This is a genomic window from Anseongella ginsenosidimutans (assembly GCF_008033235.1).
GTDB lineage: Bacteria > Bacteroidota > Bacteroidia > Sphingobacteriales > Sphingobacteriaceae > Anseongella > Anseongella ginsenosidimutans.
This window is the reverse complement of record NZ_CP042432.1, coordinates 1,100,609-1,122,811: the sequence shown is the minus strand read 5'-3', so window position 1 is coordinate 1,122,811 and position 22,203 is coordinate 1,100,609. Positions and strand designations below refer to the sequence as shown.

The following is a 22,203-nucleotide window of genomic DNA, read 5'->3' as shown; positions in this document are numbered from 1 at the left end:
TCTTTTATCCGGTCAGGCTTCCTTTCTTCCGATCAGTACCGATCCCACCATCGCCGTCAGCAGCAGTACCGAAGCCAGCTCAAACGGCAGCAGGAATTCATTGAACAGCACCATCCCGAGGTTTTCAACCAGGCCAATGCCCGGCTCGTTGGTGGTTACACCCGCGGGCAGGTCAACGGTTTTCAGGGCTCCTATCAGGACCAGCAACAGGAGGCCGCCGGAAATCACCCCGGCAAGCTTTATGTAAAGCGGCTTCTGCGGCTCCGTCTCGGCATTCAGGTTCAGCAGCATTAATACAAACAGGAAAAGTACCATGATGGCCCCCGCATACACGATCACGTTCACGATCGCGAGGAACTGGGCGTTAAGCAGGATATAATGTCCGGTGATGGCAAAAAAGGTGAGTACAAGGTACAACACGCTATGAACCGGGTTCTTGGCAATGATCACGGCAAGCGCACTAAAAACGGCCAGGAAGGACAGAAAATAAAATAACGACTGCGTTAGCATAATGATTCAGGGCGCGAATTTAGTTATTTTAATAATGGCTCCAATAATTTGTCCTTGCCGTATATGAAATTTTTGCGGTCCACGTCTGCGGGGGCAATGTCCCCGTCCAGGTAAATGGCTTGCTTGGGACAAGCTTCTTCACAAAAACCGCAAAAAATGCATCGCAACATATTGATCTCGTACACGGAAGCATATTTTTCTTCCCGGTACAGATGTTCTTCTCCCGCTTTGCGTTCGTCGGCTATCATGGTAATGGCCTCCGCCGGGCAGGAGAGGGCGCATAACCCGCAGGCTGTGCAGCGTTCTTTTCCTTCTTCGTCCCGCTTCAGGGAATGGATGCCCCTGAAATTCGCGGAAAATTCCCGCTTCTGCTCAGGGTACTGAACAGTAGCTTTCTTCCTGAATAAATGCTTAAAGGTAATGGCAAGCCCTTGTACAATGGAAGGAAGATAAATCCGCTCCATAAAATTCATCGGCTTTTTCTCCAGCACCTTCTTCCGTCCCGTCAACGATATATTTTCCAATTTTTCCATTCCTTATTTATTCTTACTACTTCCCTGAGCGCCCGCGTCCATGCTCATCCCATCCCCGCAAACCAACTAAAAACCTTGAACTTTAACCTTAAACTACTAAAGCGCAAAGCTTTAACCCTCAACCAACTAAAAACTATAAACTGAAAACTTCAAACCTTGAACTTTAAACCTTAAACTAAAAACTACCGTCCCGTAAGCCATATAACAACCCCAGTAACCATAATATTGGCAATGGCCAGGGGAATCAGAATATTCCATCCCAGCCTCATCAACTGATCATACCGAAAGCGCGGAACCGTCCAGCGCACCCAGATAAAGAAAAAGATGAAGAACAGGATCTTCGCCAGCAAGGCTCCCACCCCAATAAGGGTGATCCAGTTTTGTGAAACGCCCGCCTGGGCCAGCGCATCCATCCCGGGAAAATTATATCCTCCGAAATAAAGCGTGGACATCACCGCGGAAGCCACGAAAATATTTATGTATTCGGCGAAAAGGAAAAAGCCCAGCTTCATGCTGGAATATTCCGTATGGTAACCTCCTACCAATTCTGTTTCGCATTCTACCAGGTCGAAAGGGTTCCGGTTGGTCTCAGCGAAGGAGCAGGTGAGAAAAATGATAAAGCCCAGTGGCTGATACCAGATATTCCAGTTAATGCCGCGCTGCTGCTCCACTATTTCGCCGAGACTCAGGGTACCGGTCATCATCAGCAAGGCGATCAGCGAAAGACCCATGGATATTTCATAGCTGATGTTCTGTGATGCCGCCCGGATGGCGCTAAGCAGGGAATATTTATTATTGGAAGCCCATCCGCCGATCATAATGCCGTAAACGCCCAGCGCTACCACGCCGAATATGTAGAGTATGCCAATATTTACGTCGGCAATCTGGAGGGAAACAGTCCGGTCGCCAATCTGCAGCTCTTCTCCCCAGGGGATGACGGCGGTGCCTACGCAGGCCATTAGCATGGCCAGGGAAGGACCCAGCACGAAGAGGAAGCGGTTAGCTTCCCCCGGAATGATCTCTTCCTTGGTAAATAGCTTAACACCATCAGCCAGGGGCTGCAGCAACCCGAAAGGCCCCGCACGATTCGGTCCGTGACGGTCCTGCAGGAACCCCGCTATTTTCCTTTCAGCCAGTGTAGTGTACATAGCCGTAAGCAGGCTGACGCCGAGTACGACCGAGATCAGGATCACTTTTTCTATAATGAGCGCAATTTCCATTTAGCGTTTGTCTATCACGGGGACCACTTTGCCGTCATAATGATTAGCAGAGATCACCGATTGGCGTTGTATTTGAGCAGGTCCGTCAATGACCCAGTCACTGGTTTTCTTCTTATCGTACCTGCAGGTATTACAGATAAACTCTTCGACTTCCCCGTATTCGTCCTTGCGGGCCGTTACCCGCAGCACATCCTCTCCCTTATACCACAGGGTCACTTTTCCGCAGCATTTGTCGCAGTCGCGATGCGCGGAGACAGGCCGGGTAAACCATACACGGTTCTTAAACCGGAAGGTTTTGTCGGTAAGCGCCCCGACCGGGCAAACATCTATTACGTTCCCCGAAAAATCGTTATCAATGGCCTTTTCTACATAGGTGCTGATCTCGGACATGTCACCACGCCCGACGATCCCGTGAACACGATTGTCCGTTAACTGGTTGGCCACATACACGCAGCGGTAGCAAAGGATACAGCGGTTCATATGAAGCTGTATCTTATCACCTATATCGATGCGCTCAAAAGTCCGGCGATTAAATTCATAACGGGTAGCTTCAGCGCCGTGTTCGTAGGAAAGGTCCTGCAGCTTGCATTCTCCCGCCTGGTCGCACACGGGACAATCCAGGGGATGGTTGATCAGCAGGAATTCCACCACACCTTTCCTCGCTTCCAACACTTCCGGAGAGGTGATATTCTGCACTTCCATACCGTCCATTACCGTAGTCCGGCAGGAAGCTACCAGCTTGGGCATGGGGCGCGGGTCCTTTTCCGAGCCCTTGCTTACCTTTACCAGGCAGGTCCGGCATTTTCCGCCGGAACCTTCCAGCTTCGAGTAATAGCACATAGCCGGCGGTACAAGGTCTCCCCCGATCTGCCGGGCAGCATTCAGGATAGTGGTTCCCGGTTCCACCTCCGCGCTTACTCCATCTATGGTTATTTTAAACTTTTCTGACATTTTGCGTTAAATTTTCCCTCGCGGTCCTTCTCTTCAGCTTTCCTCCGTCACGGGGACAGGCAGCGGGTCGGCATAAGCGGCCAGGCCGTAGTTTTGTTGCTGGCTTAACCTGGGTTCCTTTACATGCCATTCGAATTCTTCCCGGAAATGCCTGATGGCGCTTCCCACCGGCCAGGCGGCGGCATCACCAAGAGGACAAATGGTATTGCCTTCGATTTTTGCCGCCACATCCACCAGCAGGTCGATATCACTCATTTTCCCATGCCCGTATTCGATGCGGTGCAATACCTTTTCCATCCAGCCGGTACCTTCACGGCAGGGACTGCATTGCCCGCAGGATTCATGATGATAAAAACGTGTAAAATTCCAGGTATTACGTACAATGCAGGCGTCCTCATCCATGGCGATAAAGCCCCCCGAACCCATCATGGTGCCGGTAGCAAAACCGCCATCAGCCAGGGACTCATAGGTCATCAGCCGCGGCTCACCCGCTATGGTTTTCAGAATAAGGTTGGCCGGCAGTACAGGTACGGACGAACCACCCGCCACCACGGCTTTTAACCGCTTTCCCCCGGCAATGCCGCCGCAGTACTCATCGGAATAAATAAATTCTTCTACCGGCAGCCCCAGTTCAATTTCGTAGATTCCGGGTTGATTAATATTTCCGCAGGCCGAGATCAGCTTCGTACCGGTACTGCGCCCGATGCCGATCTTTGCGTATTCATCTCCGCCATTCAGGATGATCCAGCTGGTGGCGGCAATGGTTTCCACGTTATTGACTACGGTAGGGCATCCCCATACGCCTGAAACGGCGGGAAACGGCGGTTTGATCCTGGGATTTCCGCGCTTTCCTTCCAATGACTCTATTAACGCGGTTTCTTCACCGCAGATATAAGCTCCCCCGCCTGGCTGCACGTACAGGTCCAGGTCGTAGCCGGTGCCCAGTATATTTTTCCCAAGAAGCCCTTTTTCGTAGGCTTCCGCAATAGCTTTTTCCAGGATCCGGATCACATAGAACAGTTCTCCGCGCACATAGATATAGGAAGTATTCGCGCCCAGGGCGTAACTTGATACGATCATGCCCTCGATGAGCGAGTGGGGGTTCCTGCTCATCAGTTCGCGGTCCTTAAAGGTACCCGGCTCACTTTCGTCGGCATTGCATACCAGGTAACGGGGTACGCCTTCCGGTTTTGCCAGGAAGCTCCATTTAAGCCCGGTAGGAAACCCGGCGCCGCCGCGTCCCCGCAAGCCCGATTTCTTTACTTCTTCAAGTACTTCTTCAGGACTCATGCTCTTCAGGGCTTTTTCCACGGCTGCGTAGCCACCCTGTTTCCGGTATACTTCGAAGGTATCGATACCGGGAACGCCGCTATGCTGTGTTAAGATCTTCACTCCCATATTAACAATACGTTGCCCTCTTATTTTCATTTCTGAACCGCTCCAGCAGCTCATCCGTTCTTTCCGGGGTAAGTTTTTCGTAATACGTTGCACCTACCTGCATTACGGGGCCGAAGCCGCAGGCTGCCAGGCATTCGACCGGCTTAAGGGTGAACATCCCGTCGGGGGTCGTTTCTCCCGGCTTGATCCCCAGTTTTTCTTCGATATGCGCCTGGACCTTCTCGGCTCCAACAAGGCAGCAGGGTCCCGTCCGGCAAATCTCCAGGACATATTTACCTACCGGCCGCAGGTTGAACATGGTATAGAAGGAAGCTACTTCATATACTTCTATCGGCTCAATATCCAGTAAGCCCGCTACATAATCCATTACATCAGGGCTTAACCAGTTATCAAACTCCGCCTGTGCAATGTGGAGCAAAGGAAGCAGCGCCGACTTCTGCCGGCCTTCCGGGTAACGCTGCAGGATCTGCCGCACCTCTGCCAACCTTTCCTCCGAAAACCTTATTTCCCTTGTTTCAATTTCCATTTTCTATAGTTTGTAGTTTTTAGTCTTTAGTTTTTTGCCTGTTTAGCAATTGATCAGGCTTCCCGGATTCTGTCTATCGCCCTCTAAAAACTGTAAACTAAAAACTCCCGATGCTAAACGGCTTTTGCTGTTTAAGCATCGAGTTCCCCTGCGATCACATTCATGCTACTCATTGTCAGGATCGCGTCTGACAACAGGCCGCCAATAATAAGATCAGGATAGGCCTGGTAATTTATAAAGCTTGGCCGCCTGAAATGAAGCCGGAACGGAGAACGCCCCCCGTCAGTAACCAGGTAAAATCCCAGTTCGCCATTGGCCCCCTCCACCGCGTGATAAACTTCGGTTGCGGGGTTTTCAATCTCGCCCATTACAATCTTAAAATGATAAATGAGCGCTTCCATGTTATTATAAACTTCCTGTTTCGGAGGAAGATAAAACTCGGGTACATGGGCGTGGAACAGGCCTTCCGGCTCTTTTTTTAACTTTTCGAGCGCCTGCTCTATGATACGCAGGCTTTGCCATATTTCTTCGTTCCTGACAATAAAGCGGTCATAACAATCCCCGCTCGTACCTACCGGAACTTCAAATTCAAAATCATCGTAGGAGGAATAGGGCTCCAGGACGCGTACATCGTAATCCAGGCCGGCTGCCCGAAGCAGCGGGCCGGTCCAGCTGTATCCCAGGGCCTGCTCTACGGTAATGGGACTCACCCCGGTACAGCGGTCAATAAAGATCCTGTTCCGGTTAAAGAGTTTTTCAAAATCCTTCATTACCGGCGGAAACTCCTTCAGAAATTGCCTGATCCGGTCAAATGCCTTGTCGCTAAAGTCCCGCTCAAAACCGCCGATACGCCCGACATTGGTGGTAAGGCGGGCGCCGCATATTTCTTCAAAAATATCGTAGATCTTTTCCCGTTCTTCAAATAGATAAAGGAAACCGGAATAGGCGCCGCTGTCCACACCAAGAATTCCATTGCATATAAGGTGGTCGGCAATGCGGCTCAGTTCCATAACGATCACCCGCAGATAATCCACCCTCTTGGGCAGCTCCAGGCCGAGCATCTTTTCAACGGTCATATGCCAGCCCATATTGTTAATGGGAGCTGAGCAATAATTCAGGCGATCGGTCAGCGGGGTTATCTGGTAAAATGGCCGGTGTTCGGCGATTTTTTCGAATGCCCTGTGAATATACCCGATTGTGGGATCAGCAGATACGATCCGCTCCCCATCCATTTTCAGCACATTCTGGAATACCCCGTGCGTCGCCGGGTGCGTAGGGCCCAGGTTCAACGTGGTGATGTCCTTCTGCAGCGCCTTATCTTCCAAAAAAGTCGTCATTCTTATCTCTTCTATTGGGGTCTTCCAGCGGAAATTCCTTCCGCATGGGAAATGCGACCATGTCATCCATATTCAGGATCCGCCGCAAATCCGGGTGTCCTTCGAAAATAATCCCAAAAAAGTCATATGTTTCGCGTTCCATCCAGTTGGCCCCGGGGAACAGGTTTGTTAGCGTTTCAATACGCGGATCGTTCAGGGGCAGAAATGCCTTTATACGCAGACGCCGGTTAAGGGCCATACTTTGCAAATGGTACACGACGCCCAGCGGAAGTTCCCGGTCAGGATAATGCACGCCGGTAAGATCTGTTAAAAAACGAAAAGCAAGCGATGCATCTTCTTTCAGAAAGCGGATGATTTCCGGTAATTTCTCCCGCCCAGTAGCAAAAGTCAGCAAGCCCTTCGGTTCAGAAACGTCCTGAATTGCATCCGGAAATTGAGCGTTTAATTTGTCCAGGATACCCTGATTGGTAATCACTCCCATTTTACTGTATCCCGTATTTAGCCATTAACTCCCTATATTCGTCAGATCCCCTGCGCCGGAGCGATTCACCCCTCACCAATTGCTGTACGCGCATGAGCCCGTCAATAATGGCCTCGGGCCGGGGCGGGCAACCCGGAACGTAAACATCCACCGGGATCACTTCATCGATTCCCTGCATCACGCTATAAGTATCAAATATACCGCCGCTGGAGGCGCAGGCGCCGACCGCCATTACCCAGCGCGGCTCCGCCATCTGAAGGTACACCTGCCTTAGAACCGGGCCCATCTTTTTCGCGATGGTCCCCATCACCATCAGCAGATCGGCCTGCCTGGGTGAAAAGCTTGGGCGCTCGGATCCGAAACGGGCAATATCATAATTCGCGCCCATGGTAGCCATGAACTCAATGCCGCAGCAGGAGGTAGCAAAAGGTAACGGCCACAAGGAATGCGACCGGGCCAAACCCACCGCCTTATCAAGGCTGGTTGCGAAAAAGCCGGAGCCTTCCACTCCCGCAGGCGCATTAACTAATTGTATTTCACTCATTTTCTTCCCTCTCTCTGGCCCTTCCAGGCCGCAAATTTAAGGCATCCCTAACATAGTATCAAGTTCGCGCGTATGGACGACGCTCGTGTATCATGCACCCTTACTCCCATTTCAGGGCGCCTTTTTTTATAATATACACGAAGCCCAATAGCAGCATGCCCATAAATACAAACATTTCTATCATGCCCTTTGTTCCAAGTTCCCGGAAGTTTACCGCCCAGGGATACATAAAGATCACCTCCACGTCAAAAAGAACGAAAAGAATGGCAACCAGGAAATATTTAATGGAAAAAGGGGAGCGCGCATTTCCAACCGAACTTATCCCCGCCTCAAACGGGGTAAGTTTGTCAACGGTATGCCGCTTAGGGCCTACAAGATGGGTAACCGCCATGGTAATTCCCACAAAAGCAAGCGCCATAATACCCTGAATCATTATGGGTAAATAGCTGCCCGCTGAACTTTGTAAAAGCATGGCGCAAAGTTAAAAAAGAAAAAAGAAAAAACCGGCATTAATGACAATACCGGTTTTTACATAAGAACTTTAAGCAGTCAATGAACAGTACTCGTTCGTGTTGCCGTTCAAAGCCTGGCGGCAAGCCCTGGGCTTATCCGCCGCTCTGTTGCTGCGCACGCTCTTCAAGCGCTCGCTGCCTGGCCTCCATCTGTTCCTTCACCTTTTTGAGCTGCTCCGCCGCATTTGCCGCACGGCTATTGGAAGGATCATATTCCAGCGTCTTTTCAAAGCTGGCAATAGACTTGTCAATATCCTTTTCGACGGTATAATAGTACGCTCCCAGGTAATTATATGCTTCTGCGAGGTATTGCTGATTTTTGCCTTCGCTCACCTTATCTCCGATTACCGAGATCAGCTTCTCATAATGCGGCTTTGCAGCTGCAAAATCAGAGGTATCCTGGGCATGGATCTGGGCGCGCATCACGTACCCTCCAATGAATTCAGGTTCTTTTTCAATCAGCTGCGCAATGGCCTGATCTGCCATTTGGTAATCTTTCGCTTTCGTATAGGCAATTGCCATGCTCTGCAGATCGGCATTCTTTTTAGGATAGCTTTCGAACTTGTCGATCTTTTCCTGGTAAATTTTACCTGCTTCAGCCCATTTTTCAGCATCTTCGAAGGCGGTGATCATTTCATCGTATACCTTCATAATGCTTTCCTGGTTGGTTGAATCGGAAATAGCAATCGCTTTGTCAAGTATTCCTCCGATCTTATCACCCTGACCAAGCTGTGCATAGGCCTTTCCCAGGTAAATATAGTCAAAGGGCTGTATCATTTCCTCGGGGTTCGAACTAACGAACTTTTCCAGTGCAGTAGCCGCTTTCTGGTAATCGCCGGTTTCATAAGCGGCAATACCTTCCATACGGTCCATTTGCGGAATACCGGAACAGTTCTGGCGAAGGCCGGCAATTTCCTTGTTTGCCTTTTCAGCATCGCCATTCATAAAGAGCATCTGCACATAAGTGGTCAATGCCTCGCAGGAACGGTTGGAAAGCGCCAGGTACTTGGACTCATATACTTCAATGGCAGCATTAAGACTGTCGCTCAGGTAAAAAATATCCGCCTTCGTGCGGTAAGCCGGGGCAAATTCCGGGTCAACCTGAATGGCCTTGTCCAGGAATTCCTGGGCCCTCGGCATGTTCTGAGCCCTGAACCAGGCTACAGCAAGACGGGTGTAAACCTCAGGATTCTCGGGATTTAAGGCAATTGCCTTATCGTAATTTGCCACTGCGTTAGAAAGGTTAGTTCCGTCCCTTAGGGCATAGATATCACCAAGCGCGATGTACAGGGATGCGTTTTCATCGTCCACAGCAATTGCTTTCTGTCCGTATTCAACGCCTTTGTCATACATTCCGGCCTTACCGTAGGCCTTCATGATCTCTATGTACGTGCGCGGATCCCTCACCTTGCGACGGAGCTGTTCTTCTGCTTTTGCAAAATTTGCCTGGGCAGCTGCCGTATTCTCATTGGAAAGATCAATGCGGCCCAAGCCTACGTAATTCAACGGGAATTCGTCGTCTGCCTGGATCCCCTTCTGGAAAGCTGCTTTAGCTGCTTCCATATCCCCTTCTTTCAGGGCAATATCACCCAGGTAATACTGACTTTCAGCGGTGTTGATGCCGTTGAGTACTGATTTCGCCTGCGCATATTGCTCATTTTCAATCGCATCTATAGCCTGCTGGATGTCTTGTCCGTTTACCGTAACAACGGCGCACAAACCGATTGCTAACAGCAGTACTACTTTCTTAATCACATTCATATGCTTATTCGGTTAAAAATTATAAAATTTACTTTATTCTTGTATGTTTATCAAACGTACAGGCTGCCTTGCCGGCAAGAGCCCGCCCCGAAAGATAATCAATTGTCCTCTTTCACTCGCTAAAAAAGATACAAATCCCGTGCCCAGGCCAACGTTCATCCCTGCATTAATGGCGAACACCTCCCGGGAAATAGGATAATATCCCTGGGCGAGATACGCCTGATAGGGTTTGTAATATTGCCCGTGCCCCGGTTTTCCCTGGTCAGGAGCAATGCCCACCAGGTTAATGCTTCCCAGGAATGCCTGCGCGGCGGAGTCCTGCGGATGACTGATCCAGTTTACGCCTATAATCCCCAAAGCGTTGGGGTTTTCCTCTACGTAGGAGATCACGTCCGTGTTCCTTTGAGCGGCCACCATCCTGGAGGAATCCAGCCGTTCCATATCAGCAAATTTCTTAACGGCTGATATCGTACTGGAATAAGGGTTATCGAATACGATCTTTATCTCATCCGCTATATTACCGTCATCCATTTCATCCCAGCGGGTTACCTCGCCCCTGAAAATGGACCGTACCTCTTCGGCTGTAAGCAGCGTATCATGGTTGGCCTTATTCAGGATCAGCGCAACGGCGTCGACGGCAATTTTTATACTTCTGGGCGTGTACTGGTACGTTTTCTTAAACTGTGCCTCTTCCTCCGGAGTTAAGGCCCGGGTAGCTATTGCTACTTTTGAAGAATCCAGCATCAGCGCCCGGATAGCTTCCTGCTCTGAAACATACAGGGGAGTGATTGTTGCTTCAGGGTAATCCGCATGGAACACTTTGAGTTCTTCCTCAATTACCGGCGAAAGGGTCTCATCCACGGATATAGTGACCTCACCCGCAGTGTTACTTCTCTCTTCTCCTCCGCCTCCCCCGGCACAAGCCTGGATCAGACTGGCTGCGGAGAGCAGAACCGCTAACTGATATATTCCTAATCCTTTCATATTTTCCCCTAATCGTCGAGGTAGATATTCCGTAGTTTACTGAATCGTATTACCGCATATAAAATTATACAAACTCCCGCTATTTTCCTGAGTGTATCCTGCCTTATTATCTTCTGCATAGGCTCATAAAAAATGAACATGCAGCCGATAATTGTGTATGCAATAATCATCAATCCCCCAAAATCAGCAAAAATCGCTCTTGGGGCGATTTTTGCTGAAATTTTTTAAGATTGAACATCCCCTACAGTTAAAACGAATATTATCTAAGCAGTTTTAAACCAAGGGATATTATTGCTGTAACCTTGCGAAAATAGGAAGGGTATAGCTAACCTTAACTTTCTGTCCGTTCTGCTCGCCTGGAGTCCAGTTGGGCATATCCTTCACAACTCTTACCGCTTCTTCTGCCAAACCTCCGCCCAGATCCTGTCCACGCACGGCTTTTACGTTGGAAACACTTCCGTCCTTTTCAATAGTGAACTGGACATATACTGTTCCCTGGATATTATTCTCCCGTGCAATGGCCGGGTAATTAAAATTCTTTCCTATATAAGAAAGGATCTTGTCATTTCCACCCGGGAACTGGGGCTTCTTTTCTATAGACGCAAAGGAATAAACCTTGTCGTCTACCACTTCACCCACGATCGCATCGCCCTCTCCGTCTTCGGGAGCATCAATAGGCACATCAAATTTTGAAAGCCCTTCCCGTGTTTCATCTCCAAGAAGCACATCCGCTTCAATGGTTTCGGCGGGAGGGGGAATATCTTCTTCCCTCACTTCTTCCTGCGGAACAATTTCCGGAGGAGTAAATTTAACCTCTTTTACTGCAGGAGGCGGCGGCGGAATATCAGGCGGCGGCGGAGGCAGCTCTTCGGGCTGCTCTATTTCCACGTTCGCCAGTTCTGATTCCAGATCCACCTGAACTACATTATCGGCATTTCTGCCCTTGATAATGGAGGCCAGAATGGGCGCGTAGGTACATAAGGCGAAGCCCACTATTGCAAAAATAATTGCACGGGTAGCGAACCGGGAGTAATGCCTGCGCAGATTATACGCGCCATACTCCTTATTCCGCCCTTCAAATACCATGTCGCACCACCGGCTGTCTTGCAAATCTATCTTAGCCATGACCGTAATTTTTATTGATTGAACGTTTCATCCAACATTGTTTGTTCCTGGGGCGTGATATCCATGATGGCATAAATACCTACGTTCGCGATCTTTATCTCGTCCAGGATATCTACCATGTTCTGGTAGGTTGCATCCGGACTTGCCTTGATCATTATCACAGCGCCCTGTTTAAAACCTTTAATCTCCGTCACCTGCTCTTTAAACTCTTCCTCATTGATCTCTCCGGCATTCAACTGTTTCTGTAATACGGGTATCTGGTCATAACGGGGATTCCGTTCTCTTGATTTCCGTACCAATACAGAACGGATACTGTTGTCACCTGTTCCCCAGGAAGCTTCCACAGGTTCAAGCTGCTTATTCGGGTCATCAAACAGGCCCTCATAATAGAGCATCCTGTCATCCGCTCCCAATAAGATGGTTAAAGCCTGCTCATCTCCCACTTTATTCCTGTCTTCCTGTTTATCCAGCACATCTTCCTTTGCCGGCACAATGAGGTCCATAGCCTGTGGCTGGTTCAATGTGGTGGTAAGAATGAAGAACGTGATCAGGAGGAATCCAAGGTCAACCATGGGTGTCATGTCGATCCTGGTAGAGCGCTTTTTACCCCTTACAGCTTTTTTACCACTTTTTTTGTGACTTTCGGCACTTTCTATATCAGCCATGATATATGTTTTTTAGTTCTGTCAAATCATTCAACAACGGCTACCTGTCCGCCGCTTTCACCGGCAGTTACCAGCTTGAACTTATTCTCGTTCAATTCCTTCAGGGTGTTGATCACGTCGTCGAACACGGGATACTTAGCCGACCTGTCGCCTTTTATTGCAATCGGCGCCTGCCGGTTTACCCCTTTGGCTGCGCGTATCCAGTACTCAAGCTCATTGTTTGCAGAGTCAACCGGGATACCTTCTACCGTTTCATTGTACTGTTTCCTGGCATCTTTTCCGGCAGCGAGGTAACTTTTCAGGTCCTTAAGCGGAGTACCGAAATTTTCCAGCAGGGAAAACGCTTCCTTCTCCTGTTCAGTGAATTCTATCGCCCTCGCTTCACCCAGGTTTTCCAGCATGGTCACGCGGTTAGTTTGCCCGGCCATACCAAAAAATACCCTGCCCTTCGAATCCATCGTGATCTGGATCAGGTTCCCTTCCGGCACCCGCGAATCCGCAGTAGAGGAAGGAGTTGTTACCGCCACTACTTCTTCCGGCCTGAATTGAGATACCAGGATGAAGAAGGTTAGCAGCAGGAAGGCCACGTCAACCATTGCCGTCATGTCAACCCATGTGCTTTTCCGTTTCGGTTTAACCTTAGCCATTTTTTTGAAATTATATAGTTAACAAATTGTTTATGCCCTGAAACGCTTCTTATTTATATTTTTCAGCGAATGTCTGCACAATACTATAGCTGGCTTCATCAATTGCATAAGTGATCTTGTCAATCTTGGTAGTGAACACGTTATACATTACAATGGCAACTGCCGCATTACCAATACCAAGCGCCGTGTTAATAAGGGCCTCGGAGATACCTGTTGCAAGTTCCGAAGAGTCGGGGGCACCGCCGGCGCCAAGAGCAGCAAATGCCCTGATCATCCCAAGTACTGTTCCAAAAAGTGCTACCAATGTAGAAACGGAACCCATCGTTGCCAGAACCACCAGGTTCTTTTCAAGCATCGGAAGCTCCAGGTTGGTGGATTCTTCCACTTCCTGCTGAATTGCGAGGATCCGCTGGTCAACATCCATGTGCGTGGCGGCTTCCATTTCCTTATAGCGGAAAAGGGTTGATTTTACCACGTTGGCTACTGATCCGCGCTGAGTGTCGCATTCCCTGATAGCTGCATCAATATTATTGCTTCTAAGGTGAGCCCGGATCTTAGCGATAAAAGCATTCACATTGGTTTTGCCCGATGCTTTTGAAATCGTAAGGTACCGTTCTATTGAAAAAGCAATGGTCATGATAACCAGGGAAAGCAGGATCGGAACCACGAAACCACCGTGATAAATAATTCCAAGATACTGCCGGGCTCCCCCTGGATGGGCTGGTTTTCCGGGTCGCCTCCTATAAAATTCGCCGGATCGCCAAAAATGAATTTGTAGATACAGATCCCCGCAATAATTGCGAGAATCATCACCCATGAGGCAAAACCCGAGCTAAACTTCTCATTCTTTTCAGGCTTTTTAACTGTTGCTGTTGACTGTGCTGCATTTGCCATAATCTTGATCTTTTAATTTTTGCGTTTTTTAAACTTTTATGTTTAAGTGTTTTAAGTATGATTATAAAAAAGCGTATCTGCAAAAATATAATATTTATCAAAATAAAAAACTTTTTCAGCAATTGTTTACGAAAACATAATGCACCACTTTTTGCCTTTTTAAAATCCTGTTCTACCAATAAGATGCACTCTCTTTCGTAATTCCATAAGCTTGCTGAGAAAATAATTTCCCTGATAAAAAACAAAAATGCCCCAATTCGAACCGGGGGCATTTTTAAACATACGATAAAATTAGCTTTTTATTACGCTAATTCCAAAATTCCTTTAGCAGATTTTAAAATATCCTGATCCAGGCCGTCTTTGTATTTATCGAAATTATTAATGAAAAGCCGGGCAAGCTTCCTTGCACTCAGATCAAACTCATTTTTGTTTTTCCAGGTGTTACGGGGGTCAGCAGTGCGGAAGGAACCCCGGGACAAGAAGCGGGAGTGGCCAGGCCAAAAACGGGATCATTGATAAAAGGTGCATTATCCAGCTGCGATGAGAGGGCGGCGGAAACCATTGCCCGGGTATATTCCAGGGGAATACGGGTACCTGTCCCATAGGGGCCTCCTGTCCAGCCTGTATTTACCAGCCAGGCGGTTACGCGGTGCTTTCGCAAGCGGTCTCCCAGTAATGCGGCATACCTGCCGGGATGAAGGGGGAGGAAGGCCTTCCCGAAACAGGCGGAAAAGGTAGCCTGGGGTTCGTTGATCCCTGTTTCTGTTCCGGCTATTTTCGCAGTGTAGCCGGATATAAAATGATACATTGCCTGTCCGGCGGTAAGTCTTGAAATAGGCGGCAGCACCCCGAAGGCATCCGCCGTAAGGAAGAATATATTCCGGGGATGGCTTCCGCAGGATGACTTAACCGCCTCTTCAATGTATTCAATCGGGTAGGCGGTCCGGGTGTTCTCCGTCTTCCGGGTGTCGGAAAAATCCACTATTCTGCTGTCTTCTCTAAAGCAGGTGTTTTCAAGCAGGGCGCCGAACCGGATAGCCCGGTAAATCTGAGGCTCCTTTTCTTTGCTCAGATTAATACATTTCGCATAGCAGCCGCCTTCGAAATTAAAAATGCCCTTCCCGGACCAGCCATGTTCGTCGTCCCCGATGAGGCAACGTGAGGGATCGGCGGAAAGGGTGGTCTTTCCTGTTCCGGAAAGCCCGAAAAAAATAGCGGTGTCTCCCTTTTCTCCCATGTTTGCCGCGCAATGCATGGGAAGAATATCATGTCCGAGCGGGAGCAGGAAGTTAAGTACCGAAAAAATCCCTTTCTTGATCTCACCGGTATACCCGGTCCCCCCGATAAGGATAATCCTTCGTGTAAAATTGATAATGGTAAAATTCGGGCTCCGGGTCCCGTCAATCGAGGGGTCCGCTCTGAAACCGGTGGCAACCAAAATGGTCCAGTCAGGTTGATGGCGCAGCAGCTCATCTTCCTGGAGACGCAAAAACAGATTATGTGCAAATAATGACTGGTAGGCCATTTCAGTTACCACACGGATATTCAGGCGGAAATCCTTACCGGCGCACGCATAAGCGTCCTTAACAAATACTTCTTTATTATTCAGCCAGGCCGCAGCCTTTTTATACAGCCGGTCAAAATCTTCCGGGGAAATGGGAATGTTAACATCGCCCCACCATATCTCGTCCTCGGTTAGCCGGTCCCTGACGATGAAGCGGTCCTTAGGAGCGCGCCCTGTAAATTCACCGGTATCTACCGCCAGCGCTCCAGAAGACGCAAGATGCCCTTCTGACCGGAGAATTGCTTCTTCCACCATTTGAGCAGGTGAAAGATTCCACCTGGCGGACGCTACGCGGAGGCCCATATCAGCCACCGAGGCCGTAGCAGCCTTCAAGCCAATTTCATTCATAAAGCAGGTTTATTGATTGGTTACATATTACGACAATTGGCTTGTCATAACACCGGCAAACATAGGAAAATCAGGCAGGAAAACCCAACTCAGTGCATGCTGAGGGCCATCTTACCGTAATTCCTACACTTTCAAAAACAGCGCTTAAAGATTTCGCAATCGATTTATCCGGTGATAAATTATCCGCCACTTTTTTTAACGCGGTAGCCTTCGGATCCCAGTATCTGCATGATCTTTTCGCGGAAGTCACCCTGTACCAGGACCTCGCCGTTCTTCACGGACCCGCCCGTCCCGCATTTCGATTTCAGCATTTTTCCCAGCTTTTCAAGGTCATCCGGCCTTCCCCTGAAACCGGTGATCAAAGTTACCGCTTTGCCCGCCCGTTGTTTCCTGTCAAGCTGCACCCGCAGATCCTGCCTGTTAGGGGCAAGCGTTGCTTCTTCCCCGTCTTCATGGCTGGTACCCAACTGAAAGCCGGGATCGGTAGAATAAACAAGACCGCCGGTATTTTTCTTTTTCATCTCTTTAATGTATTTCGTTTATTGATGCTCTTCCTCATGGCACTATAACGGCAATCGAGGAAGGCATTACCCTAATATCCAACTGGTTACCCATGTGTTGCGGTTCGCCGTCAAGATGCACCGGGCCTTCTGCTTCGCGAAGAACAGTAATTTCCTTTCCCCGTACCGTTCTCATATAGCGCGAAGATTGAATGCGTCGCGTCATTAACCGCAGCGCCATTTCCGGGTAACGGTAAAATGGAAAGGGCTGCAGGATACAAACGTCCAGCAGGCCGTCAGAAGTGCTGGCACCAGGGGCAATATAGGCATTGTTCCCATATTGGGAGGCATTGGCAATACTTACCAGGAAGGCCTTTTCGCGGATCACTTTCCCTCCGCTCTTTACTTCGTAGCGGGCAGGCTGGTATAAGCGGATCTCCCGCAGGGCGGATTTGATATATCCCGAAAAGCCTCTTTTTTTGTTTTTCGCGAATAATTGACTGATATGGGCGTCAAATCCAGCCCCCGCCACACAGAAAAAGGGAAATCCGTTCATTAAGCCGGCATCCATGCGGGTTGTCTTTAGCCGGTTGATCAGGCGCACGGCAGCTGCCGGCCTCATGGGAATGCGAAGATGACGCGCAAGGCCGTTACCCGATCCGAAAGGAATAATGGCCATTGCAGCCTGCTCTTTCCCAAGCTCCAGGATGCCCCGGGCCACTTCATTCACCGTTCCGTCTCCCCCACAGCCGCCACCACGTCAAATCCAAGATAAGAGGCCGATTTTGACAGCCTGCGGGCATGGTCTGCGCTTTCGGTATAAGCAAATTCATAGTGAAACCTGGAATGGTCCAGCTCCCGCTTAATGATGCGGTGCAGGTGCCGCTTCTCCTTTCCTCCCGCAATGGGATTTATTACAAACAGAACGCTCCTTTTTAAGGTCATATCAACGAATTAAGCAATAAAATTTGAAATTTTATTATAGCTTTGCAGGTATTTGGAATGAGTCATATTAATCATTGAACAGCAAGTCTATGCCTTATCTTTTCACCTCTGAATCAGTTTCCGAAGGACATCCTGACAAAGTAGCTGACCAGATCTCCGATGCCATCCTGGACGAATTCCTTACCGAAGATCCTGAATCGAAGGTTGCCTGTGAAACCTTGGTAACTACCGGGCTGGTAATGCTCGCCGGGGAAATCAAATCCGGCGCCTACGTGGATGTCCAGGCGGTAGCCAGGAAGGTGATTGAACGGATAGGCTATACCCGCTCAGAATATATGTTCGACGCCAATTCCTGTGCCGTTATTTCCGCCCTGCACGAGCAATCTCCTGATATTAACCAGGGGGTGGAACGAAGCAAACCGGAGGAGCAAGGTGCCGGCGACCAGGGAATGATGTTCGGATATGCCACGAATGAGACGGATAATTACATGCCGCTGGCGCTGAGCCTCTCTCATCTGCTGCTTCAGGAACTGGCAGCCATTCGTAAAGAGGGTAAGAAGATGAAATACCTGCGGCCGGACGCTAAATCACAGGTAACGATCGAATACAGTGATAAACATAAGCCGGTGAGGATTGATACCATTGTACTCTCCACCCAGCATGATGATTTCCCCGGTGCGTTAGAAAAGATTGAAAGCGATATCAAGACCGTGCTTCTGCCGAGGGTAAAGAAATTACTCTCCAGGAGAATGCAGCGTCTATTTACTGCCGATATTAAATTCCATGTAAACCCCACAGGGAAGTTTGTGATCGGCGGGCCGCATGGCGACTCCGGGCTGACCGGCCGCAAGATCATTGTAGATACTTATGGCGGAAAAGGAGCGCATGGCGGAGGCGCCTTCTCCGGGAAGGATGCTTCGAAAGTAGATCGTTCTGCTGCTTATGCTACCCGCTACCTCGCTAAAAACCTGGTCGCTGCCGGAGTTGCGGACCAGGCGCTGGTACAGGTGGCCTATGCCATTGGCGTAGCCGAACCGGTAGGATTATACGTGACTACTTACGGAACTACTAAAGTAAACGGGGATGACGGAAAGAAACTAAGCGATGGCGAAATTGCGCGCCGCCTTAAAAAGCTTTTCGACCTGCGCCCTTATAATATCGTTAACCATTTTGGCCTGAAAAATCCGATCTTTTCCGGTACCGCCGCCTATGGCCACATGGGCCGCAACCCGGGCATCAGGGAAATTAACGGCAAAAAATACGAAACCTTTACCTGGGAAAAGTTAGACCTCGTTGATAAGATCCGGGAAGCTTTTGACCTTCAATAATTCGGACAACATTTTTCAGCGCGGATGCTCCCTTGCGCAGGGGCCGAACAGGGATATGGCGTAGCCGCAGGGAGCGATGTCAATTCGTGCGGCTCTGCCGCACAAATTGCCTGAGCGAGTCCGGCTACGCCATTCCCTCCGGCGCGCGCCGCCCCCCCGCGCAACAGAAAGTATCCATCTTTACACAACAGAGTACCCAACTTTATATTGAGTAAGTTCTCGTACAAGGAATTACGTCCGCTTGCGGATGCCGGGTGGAGTACGCTCACGAGCTTCGGTTGCTTTGTCGGCAAAAAACCGGCGTTCACCGAGATTTTCGCCGGAATAAACTCTTCTGCCTTGTTGCGGCTGCTTTTGGAACTTACCTTTGATTCAATTCAATATGGAGAGTAACATGAATATGGATGAGGAAAAAGACGATAACAAACCGGAGCAGCGGCGATCCAACCGGATCTGGGCGGGAATGTTTGTTATAGCCGTAGGTTTGGTTTTTCTGGCTGACCGGCTGGGAGCCAATTTCCCGGAATGGCTCTTTACATGGCCCATGCTGTTAATTGCCTTCGGCATATTTGCGGGAATTAAGCATGGGTTCAGAAACGGAGGCTGGATTATCCTGATACTGGTAGGAAGCATCTTCCTGTTTGACCGGGTGTATGATGGCAGCGTCGACCTGCTCCCCTTTTTGCTGCCTGCCTTGCTGATCATTATCGGCCTGGCAATCACACTTCGTCCCTGGAGAAACAGCCGGCATGATCAATACCGGCGATGCGGGGCATTCCGGGACAGGGCAAGGGAAAGGAGGCGGTTCCGTGAAGGAGGGCCGGCGGCCATGCCGGCTAACGAAGATTTCCTGGAAGCCATTTCCATTTTCGGCGGAAGCCAGAAAAATATTTTTTCCAAGGATTTCAAGGGAGGCGATGTAACCGCCATTTTCGGGGGAAATGACCTCAACCTTACGCAGGCGGATTTTACGGGGTCGGTGGTACTGGAAGTGGTCAACATTTTTGGCGGAACAACGATCATGGTCCCTTCAAACTGGCAGATAAAAGACGAGATGGTCAATATTTTCGGGGGGACTGATGATAAAAGAGTCACGCCCCCGGTAGTAGCAGATCAGACGTCTAAAATATTAATAATAAGTGGTGTATCGGTTTTCGGCGGAGTGGAAATTAAAAGCTTTTGACAACTAAACAGGTTAATTATGGGCTGGTACATTTCAAAGATCATCTTTCAGGTAATTTGCGGAGACGGAGAACATACCCCGCAGTTTGACGAGCAGCTGCGGCTTATCCAGGCCGGCAACGAACAGGAAGCGTTAAAAAAGGCGATTGAAATAGGCCTCGAAGAACAGAACACGTTCAACAATTCGAAGGACGAATCCGTCATTTGGAGTTTCATTGACGTAGCCGAGCTGCAGCGGGTAAACGAACTAAAAGACAAAACCGAACTTTATTCCCGTATTGTGGAACCTGAAAACGAAGAAAATTACGTGGGCCTTATCGAACTCAGAGCCGAAAGGGTACGAAGCAATTGCGAGCGGCAATCTATTGACAGCCTCCTGGGTTCCAGCTTGTCGCTGTAGCAGCATATAAGAATGGCAAACTATCCGCTGTCTAACCGGAAATTTTCCTGGGCATTTGCCTTTATCTGGCTGTGCTGGATGGGTGTTCATGCCTGGCTGCTCCACTTTCTCGTGGGAGTAAACTGGCAGATCGCGCTGCTGGACAGCCTGGTTTCCAATCTTTTACTGGGAATATGCTGTCTTGCCATGACCTTCAAGCTGGCATTCTACCGGCCTACCCATGATACCTATTTTTTTAGTTTTATTGTTACCATGGCCCTGGCCGGGATCTGGGTATGCTGCAGCCAGTGGCTCCTGCAGCTGATCGCGCCGGATGAAGGCTACCTTTTATTTATAAAGCAGTCCTGGCCGCTTCGCTTTTGTTTCGGCTTCCTGATCATTGGCTGGATAACGGTACTTAACCTGCTCTGGTACAGCCAGGAAGAACGCCAGCAAAACCATATGAGGGCCGAGGTGATTGAAAAGCAGTCAAAGGAGGCGGAACTCTTTAAGCTCCGGCAGCAGCTGCAGCCGCATTTCCTGTTCAACAGCCTTAATTCCATTAGCGCACTCACCCTTTCCCGGCCTGAGGAGGCGCGGCATATGATCCAGCAGTTATCCGATTTTCTGAGAAGCTCCCTGAAAAAAGAACACCAGAAACTGGTGAGCGCCCGGGAGGAGCTGCAATTGCTGCAATTGTACCTGGACATAGAAAAAGTGCGGTTCAGTCATCGGCTGAATACCGAGATCAATGCACAGGAAGGGGCCTGCTCGCTGTTAATGCCGCCGCTGCTGCTTCAGCCTATCGTTGAAAACGCTATTAAATTCGGCCTTTACAATACAACTGATTCCATTACTATCAAAATTGAAGTCAACGCTTCTCCGGGTATGCTGGAGATTCGAATCGTTAACCCTTTCGACCCCGATTTACCGCCCCAGCAAGGAACAGGTTTCGGTCTGACGTCAATCCGGCGCAGGCTGTACCTGATCTTTGCCAGGAACGACCTCCTGGAAACTTCCGCCGAAAAAAATATATTTACGAGTACCCTTAAAATACCCCAACAATCATGATCCAGGCTGTTTTAATTGATGACGAACCTTTGTCCCGTGAAATTATCCGGGAATACCTTCGTCCTTATGGGGAAATAGAGATTGTGGAAGAATGCAATGATGGCTTTGAAGGAATGAAAGCAATTTCCCAGTGGAACCCCGGTTTGGTGTTCCTGGATATACAAATGCCGAAGATCAGCGGCCTGGAGCTGCTGGAGCTGATTGATGAACCACCCCCCGTTATATTTACGACCGCTTTTGACGAATATGCTATCAAAGCTTTCGAGGCGAACGCTATTGATTACCTGTTAAAACCCTTTTCCCGCGAACGCTTTGACAAGGCGATCGACAAATGGATGCTGCGAAAAAGTTCTGGGACGCTTCCCGGGAAACTACCGGAAAGCTTTTATGCTCCCGCCGCCAGGCAAAACCGGGTGGTGGTAAAGTCGGAAGGCCGGATCAAGATCATTCCTGTCCAGTCAATCCATTACCTTGAAGCCTCGGGGGACTACGTAAAGATCCGCGCCGGTGACGGTTCCTTTATGAAGAACAGGACGATGCAGTTTTTTGAGGAGCTGCTGGACAGCCAGCATTTTATACGGATACATCGCTCATATATCGTAAACCTGAACCAGGTTACCCGCATAGATCCATATGAAAAGGATACTCACCTGGCCGTTTTAACTTCAGGCATTCAGCTGCCGGTAAGTAAATCGGGCTATGCCCGTCTCAAAGAGGCCCTGGGGCTGTAAGTCCGGGCCATGCAGACCGGAATAAAAAAATCCGGCGCCTTCTGAACGGGCGCCGGATTTTTTATGC

The 22,203-nt window shown here is 49.4% G+C and carries 24 protein-coding genes and 1 pseudogene; 5 read left to right on the top strand and 20 right to left on the bottom strand.

Translation table 11 applies throughout. The features are described 5' to 3' along the window. Positions 1-12 precede the first annotated feature (12 nt). From FRZ59_RS04645 to FRZ59_RS18815, 20 genes and pseudogenes are all read right to left on the bottom strand, one after another. The gene (locus FRZ59_RS04645; protein ID WP_132128144.1) at positions 13-510 is read right to left on the bottom strand and encodes an NADH-quinone oxidoreductase subunit J family protein; all 498 of its coding nucleotides are present in this window, start codon (positions 508-510) and stop codon (positions 13-15) included. 23 nt (positions 511-533) lie between these two features. After that, on the bottom strand, positions 534-1,043 hold the full coding sequence (nuoI, locus tag FRZ59_RS04640; protein ID WP_132128143.1) for an NADH-quinone oxidoreductase subunit NuoI: 510 nt from the start codon (positions 1,041-1,043) through the stop codon (positions 534-536). 182 nt (positions 1,044-1,225) lie between these two features. After that, positions 1,226-2,263 (bottom strand): NADH-quinone oxidoreductase subunit NuoH, encoded by a 1,038-nt coding sequence (gene nuoH, locus FRZ59_RS04635; protein ID WP_132128142.1) that lies wholly within the window; start codon positions 2,261-2,263, stop codon positions 1,226-1,228. Further along, the gene (locus FRZ59_RS04630; protein ID WP_132128141.1) at positions 2,264-3,214 is read right to left on the bottom strand and encodes an NADH-quinone oxidoreductase subunit G; all 951 of its coding nucleotides are present in this window, start codon (positions 3,212-3,214) and stop codon (positions 2,264-2,266) included. It abuts the gene before it with no gap. 33 nt (positions 3,215-3,247) lie between these two features. Next, positions 3,248-4,612, bottom strand: a complete 1,365-nt coding sequence (gene nuoF / locus FRZ59_RS04625; protein WP_132128140.1) for an NADH-quinone oxidoreductase subunit NuoF — start codon at positions 4,610-4,612, stop codon at positions 3,248-3,250. Position 4,613: 1 nt separating this feature from the next. Beyond that, positions 4,614-5,138, bottom strand: coding sequence for an NADH-quinone oxidoreductase subunit NuoE family protein (locus FRZ59_RS04620; RefSeq protein ID WP_132128139.1), 525 nt, complete (start codon positions 5,136-5,138; stop codon positions 4,614-4,616). A 131-nt stretch (positions 5,139-5,269) separates the two neighbouring features. Further along, a complete protein-coding gene (locus FRZ59_RS04615) occupies positions 5,270-6,475 on the bottom strand; it encodes an NADH-quinone oxidoreductase subunit D (protein ID WP_132128138.1) in 1,206 nt (401 codons plus the stop codon). After that, complete coding sequence (locus tag FRZ59_RS04610) at positions 6,453-6,956, bottom strand: NADH-quinone oxidoreductase subunit C (RefSeq protein WP_132128137.1); 504 nt, start codon at positions 6,954-6,956, stop codon at positions 6,453-6,455. The genes FRZ59_RS04615 and FRZ59_RS04610 overlap by 23 nt, the downstream gene beginning before the upstream one ends. Position 6,957: 1 nt before the next feature. Next, the gene (locus FRZ59_RS04605; protein WP_132128136.1) at positions 6,958-7,500 is read right to left on the bottom strand and encodes an NADH-quinone oxidoreductase subunit B; all 543 of its coding nucleotides are present in this window, start codon (positions 7,498-7,500) and stop codon (positions 6,958-6,960) included. Positions 7,501-7,600: 100 nt separating this feature from the next. After that, positions 7,601-7,972 (bottom strand): NADH-quinone oxidoreductase subunit A, encoded by a 372-nt coding sequence (locus FRZ59_RS04600; protein WP_132128135.1) that lies wholly within the window; start codon positions 7,970-7,972, stop codon positions 7,601-7,603. A 133-nt stretch (positions 7,973-8,105) separates the two neighbouring features. Then, positions 8,106-9,773 carry a tetratricopeptide repeat protein gene (locus FRZ59_RS04595; RefSeq protein WP_132128134.1) on the bottom strand — a complete coding sequence of 556 codons (1,668 nt, stop codon included), beginning with the start codon at positions 9,771-9,773 and terminating at the stop codon, positions 8,106-8,108. Between the two features lie 33 nt (positions 9,774-9,806). Beyond that, entirely contained in the window at positions 9,807-10,757 is a 951-nt protein-coding gene (locus tag FRZ59_RS04590) for a PstS family phosphate ABC transporter substrate-binding protein (RefSeq protein ID WP_132128133.1), read from the bottom strand. Positions 10,758-11,045: 288 nt separating this feature from the next. Beyond that, a complete protein-coding gene (locus FRZ59_RS04585) occupies positions 11,046-11,882 on the bottom strand; it encodes an energy transducer TonB (protein WP_132128132.1) in 837 nt (278 codons plus the stop codon). An 11-nt stretch (positions 11,883-11,893) separates the two neighbouring features. Next, complete coding sequence (locus FRZ59_RS04580) at positions 11,894-12,547, bottom strand: ExbD/TolR family protein (protein WP_132128131.1); 654 nt, start codon at positions 12,545-12,547, stop codon at positions 11,894-11,896. Between the two features lie 26 nt (positions 12,548-12,573). Then, a complete protein-coding gene (locus tag FRZ59_RS04575; RefSeq protein ID WP_132128130.1) occupies positions 12,574-13,194 on the bottom strand; it encodes an ExbD/TolR family protein in 621 nt (206 codons plus the stop codon). 49 nt (positions 13,195-13,243) lie between these two features. After that, positions 13,244-13,861 (bottom strand): MotA/TolQ/ExbB proton channel family protein, encoded by a 618-nt coding sequence (locus tag FRZ59_RS04570; RefSeq protein WP_349290825.1) that lies wholly within the window; start codon positions 13,859-13,861, stop codon positions 13,244-13,246. Positions 13,862-14,497: 636 nt separating this feature from the next. Next, on the bottom strand, positions 14,498-16,000 hold the full coding sequence (gene pckA / locus FRZ59_RS04565) for a phosphoenolpyruvate carboxykinase (ATP) (protein WP_225975187.1): 1,503 nt from the start codon (positions 15,998-16,000) through the stop codon (positions 14,498-14,500). Between the two features lie 179 nt (positions 16,001-16,179). After that, on the bottom strand, positions 16,180-16,521 hold the full coding sequence (locus tag FRZ59_RS04560) for a translation initiation factor (protein ID WP_132128127.1): 342 nt from the start codon (positions 16,519-16,521) through the stop codon (positions 16,180-16,182). 34 nt (positions 16,522-16,555) lie between these two features. After that, positions 16,556-17,056, bottom strand: coding sequence for a diacylglycerol/lipid kinase family protein (locus tag FRZ59_RS18820; protein ID WP_225975266.1), 501 nt, complete (start codon positions 17,054-17,056; stop codon positions 16,556-16,558). A gap of 63 nt (positions 17,057-17,119) precedes the next feature. Then, positions 17,120-17,445: pseudogene (locus FRZ59_RS18815) on the bottom strand (acylglycerol kinase family protein); the annotation flags it as partial. A gap of 89 nt (positions 17,446-17,534) precedes the next feature. On the opposite strand from FRZ59_RS18815, the gene metK reads away from it, so the two are divergent. The 5 genes from metK (at position 17,535) to FRZ59_RS04530 (ending at position 22,136) form a co-directional block, all read left to right on the top strand. Next, entirely contained in the window at positions 17,535-18,773 is a 1,239-nt protein-coding gene (gene metK / locus FRZ59_RS04550) for a methionine adenosyltransferase (RefSeq protein WP_132128125.1), read from the top strand. Between the two features lie 382 nt (positions 18,774-19,155). Continuing rightward, positions 19,156-19,956 (top strand): LiaF transmembrane domain-containing protein, encoded by an 801-nt coding sequence (locus tag FRZ59_RS04545; RefSeq protein WP_132128124.1) that lies wholly within the window; start codon positions 19,156-19,158, stop codon positions 19,954-19,956. Positions 19,957-19,974: 18 nt separating this feature from the next. Continuing rightward, on the top strand, positions 19,975-20,355 hold the full coding sequence (locus tag FRZ59_RS04540; protein WP_132128123.1) for a DUF4288 domain-containing protein: 381 nt from the start codon (positions 19,975-19,977) through the stop codon (positions 20,353-20,355). A 12-nt stretch (positions 20,356-20,367) separates the two neighbouring features. Next, positions 20,368-21,405 carry a sensor histidine kinase gene (locus tag FRZ59_RS04535; protein ID WP_225975186.1) on the top strand — a complete coding sequence of 346 codons (1,038 nt, stop codon included), beginning with the start codon at positions 20,368-20,370 and terminating at the stop codon, positions 21,403-21,405. Beyond that, a complete protein-coding gene (locus FRZ59_RS04530) occupies positions 21,402-22,136 on the top strand; it encodes a LytR/AlgR family response regulator transcription factor (protein WP_132128122.1) in 735 nt (244 codons plus the stop codon). The genes FRZ59_RS04535 and FRZ59_RS04530 overlap by 4 nt, the downstream gene beginning before the upstream one ends. Positions 22,137-22,203: the final 67 nt, after the last annotated feature.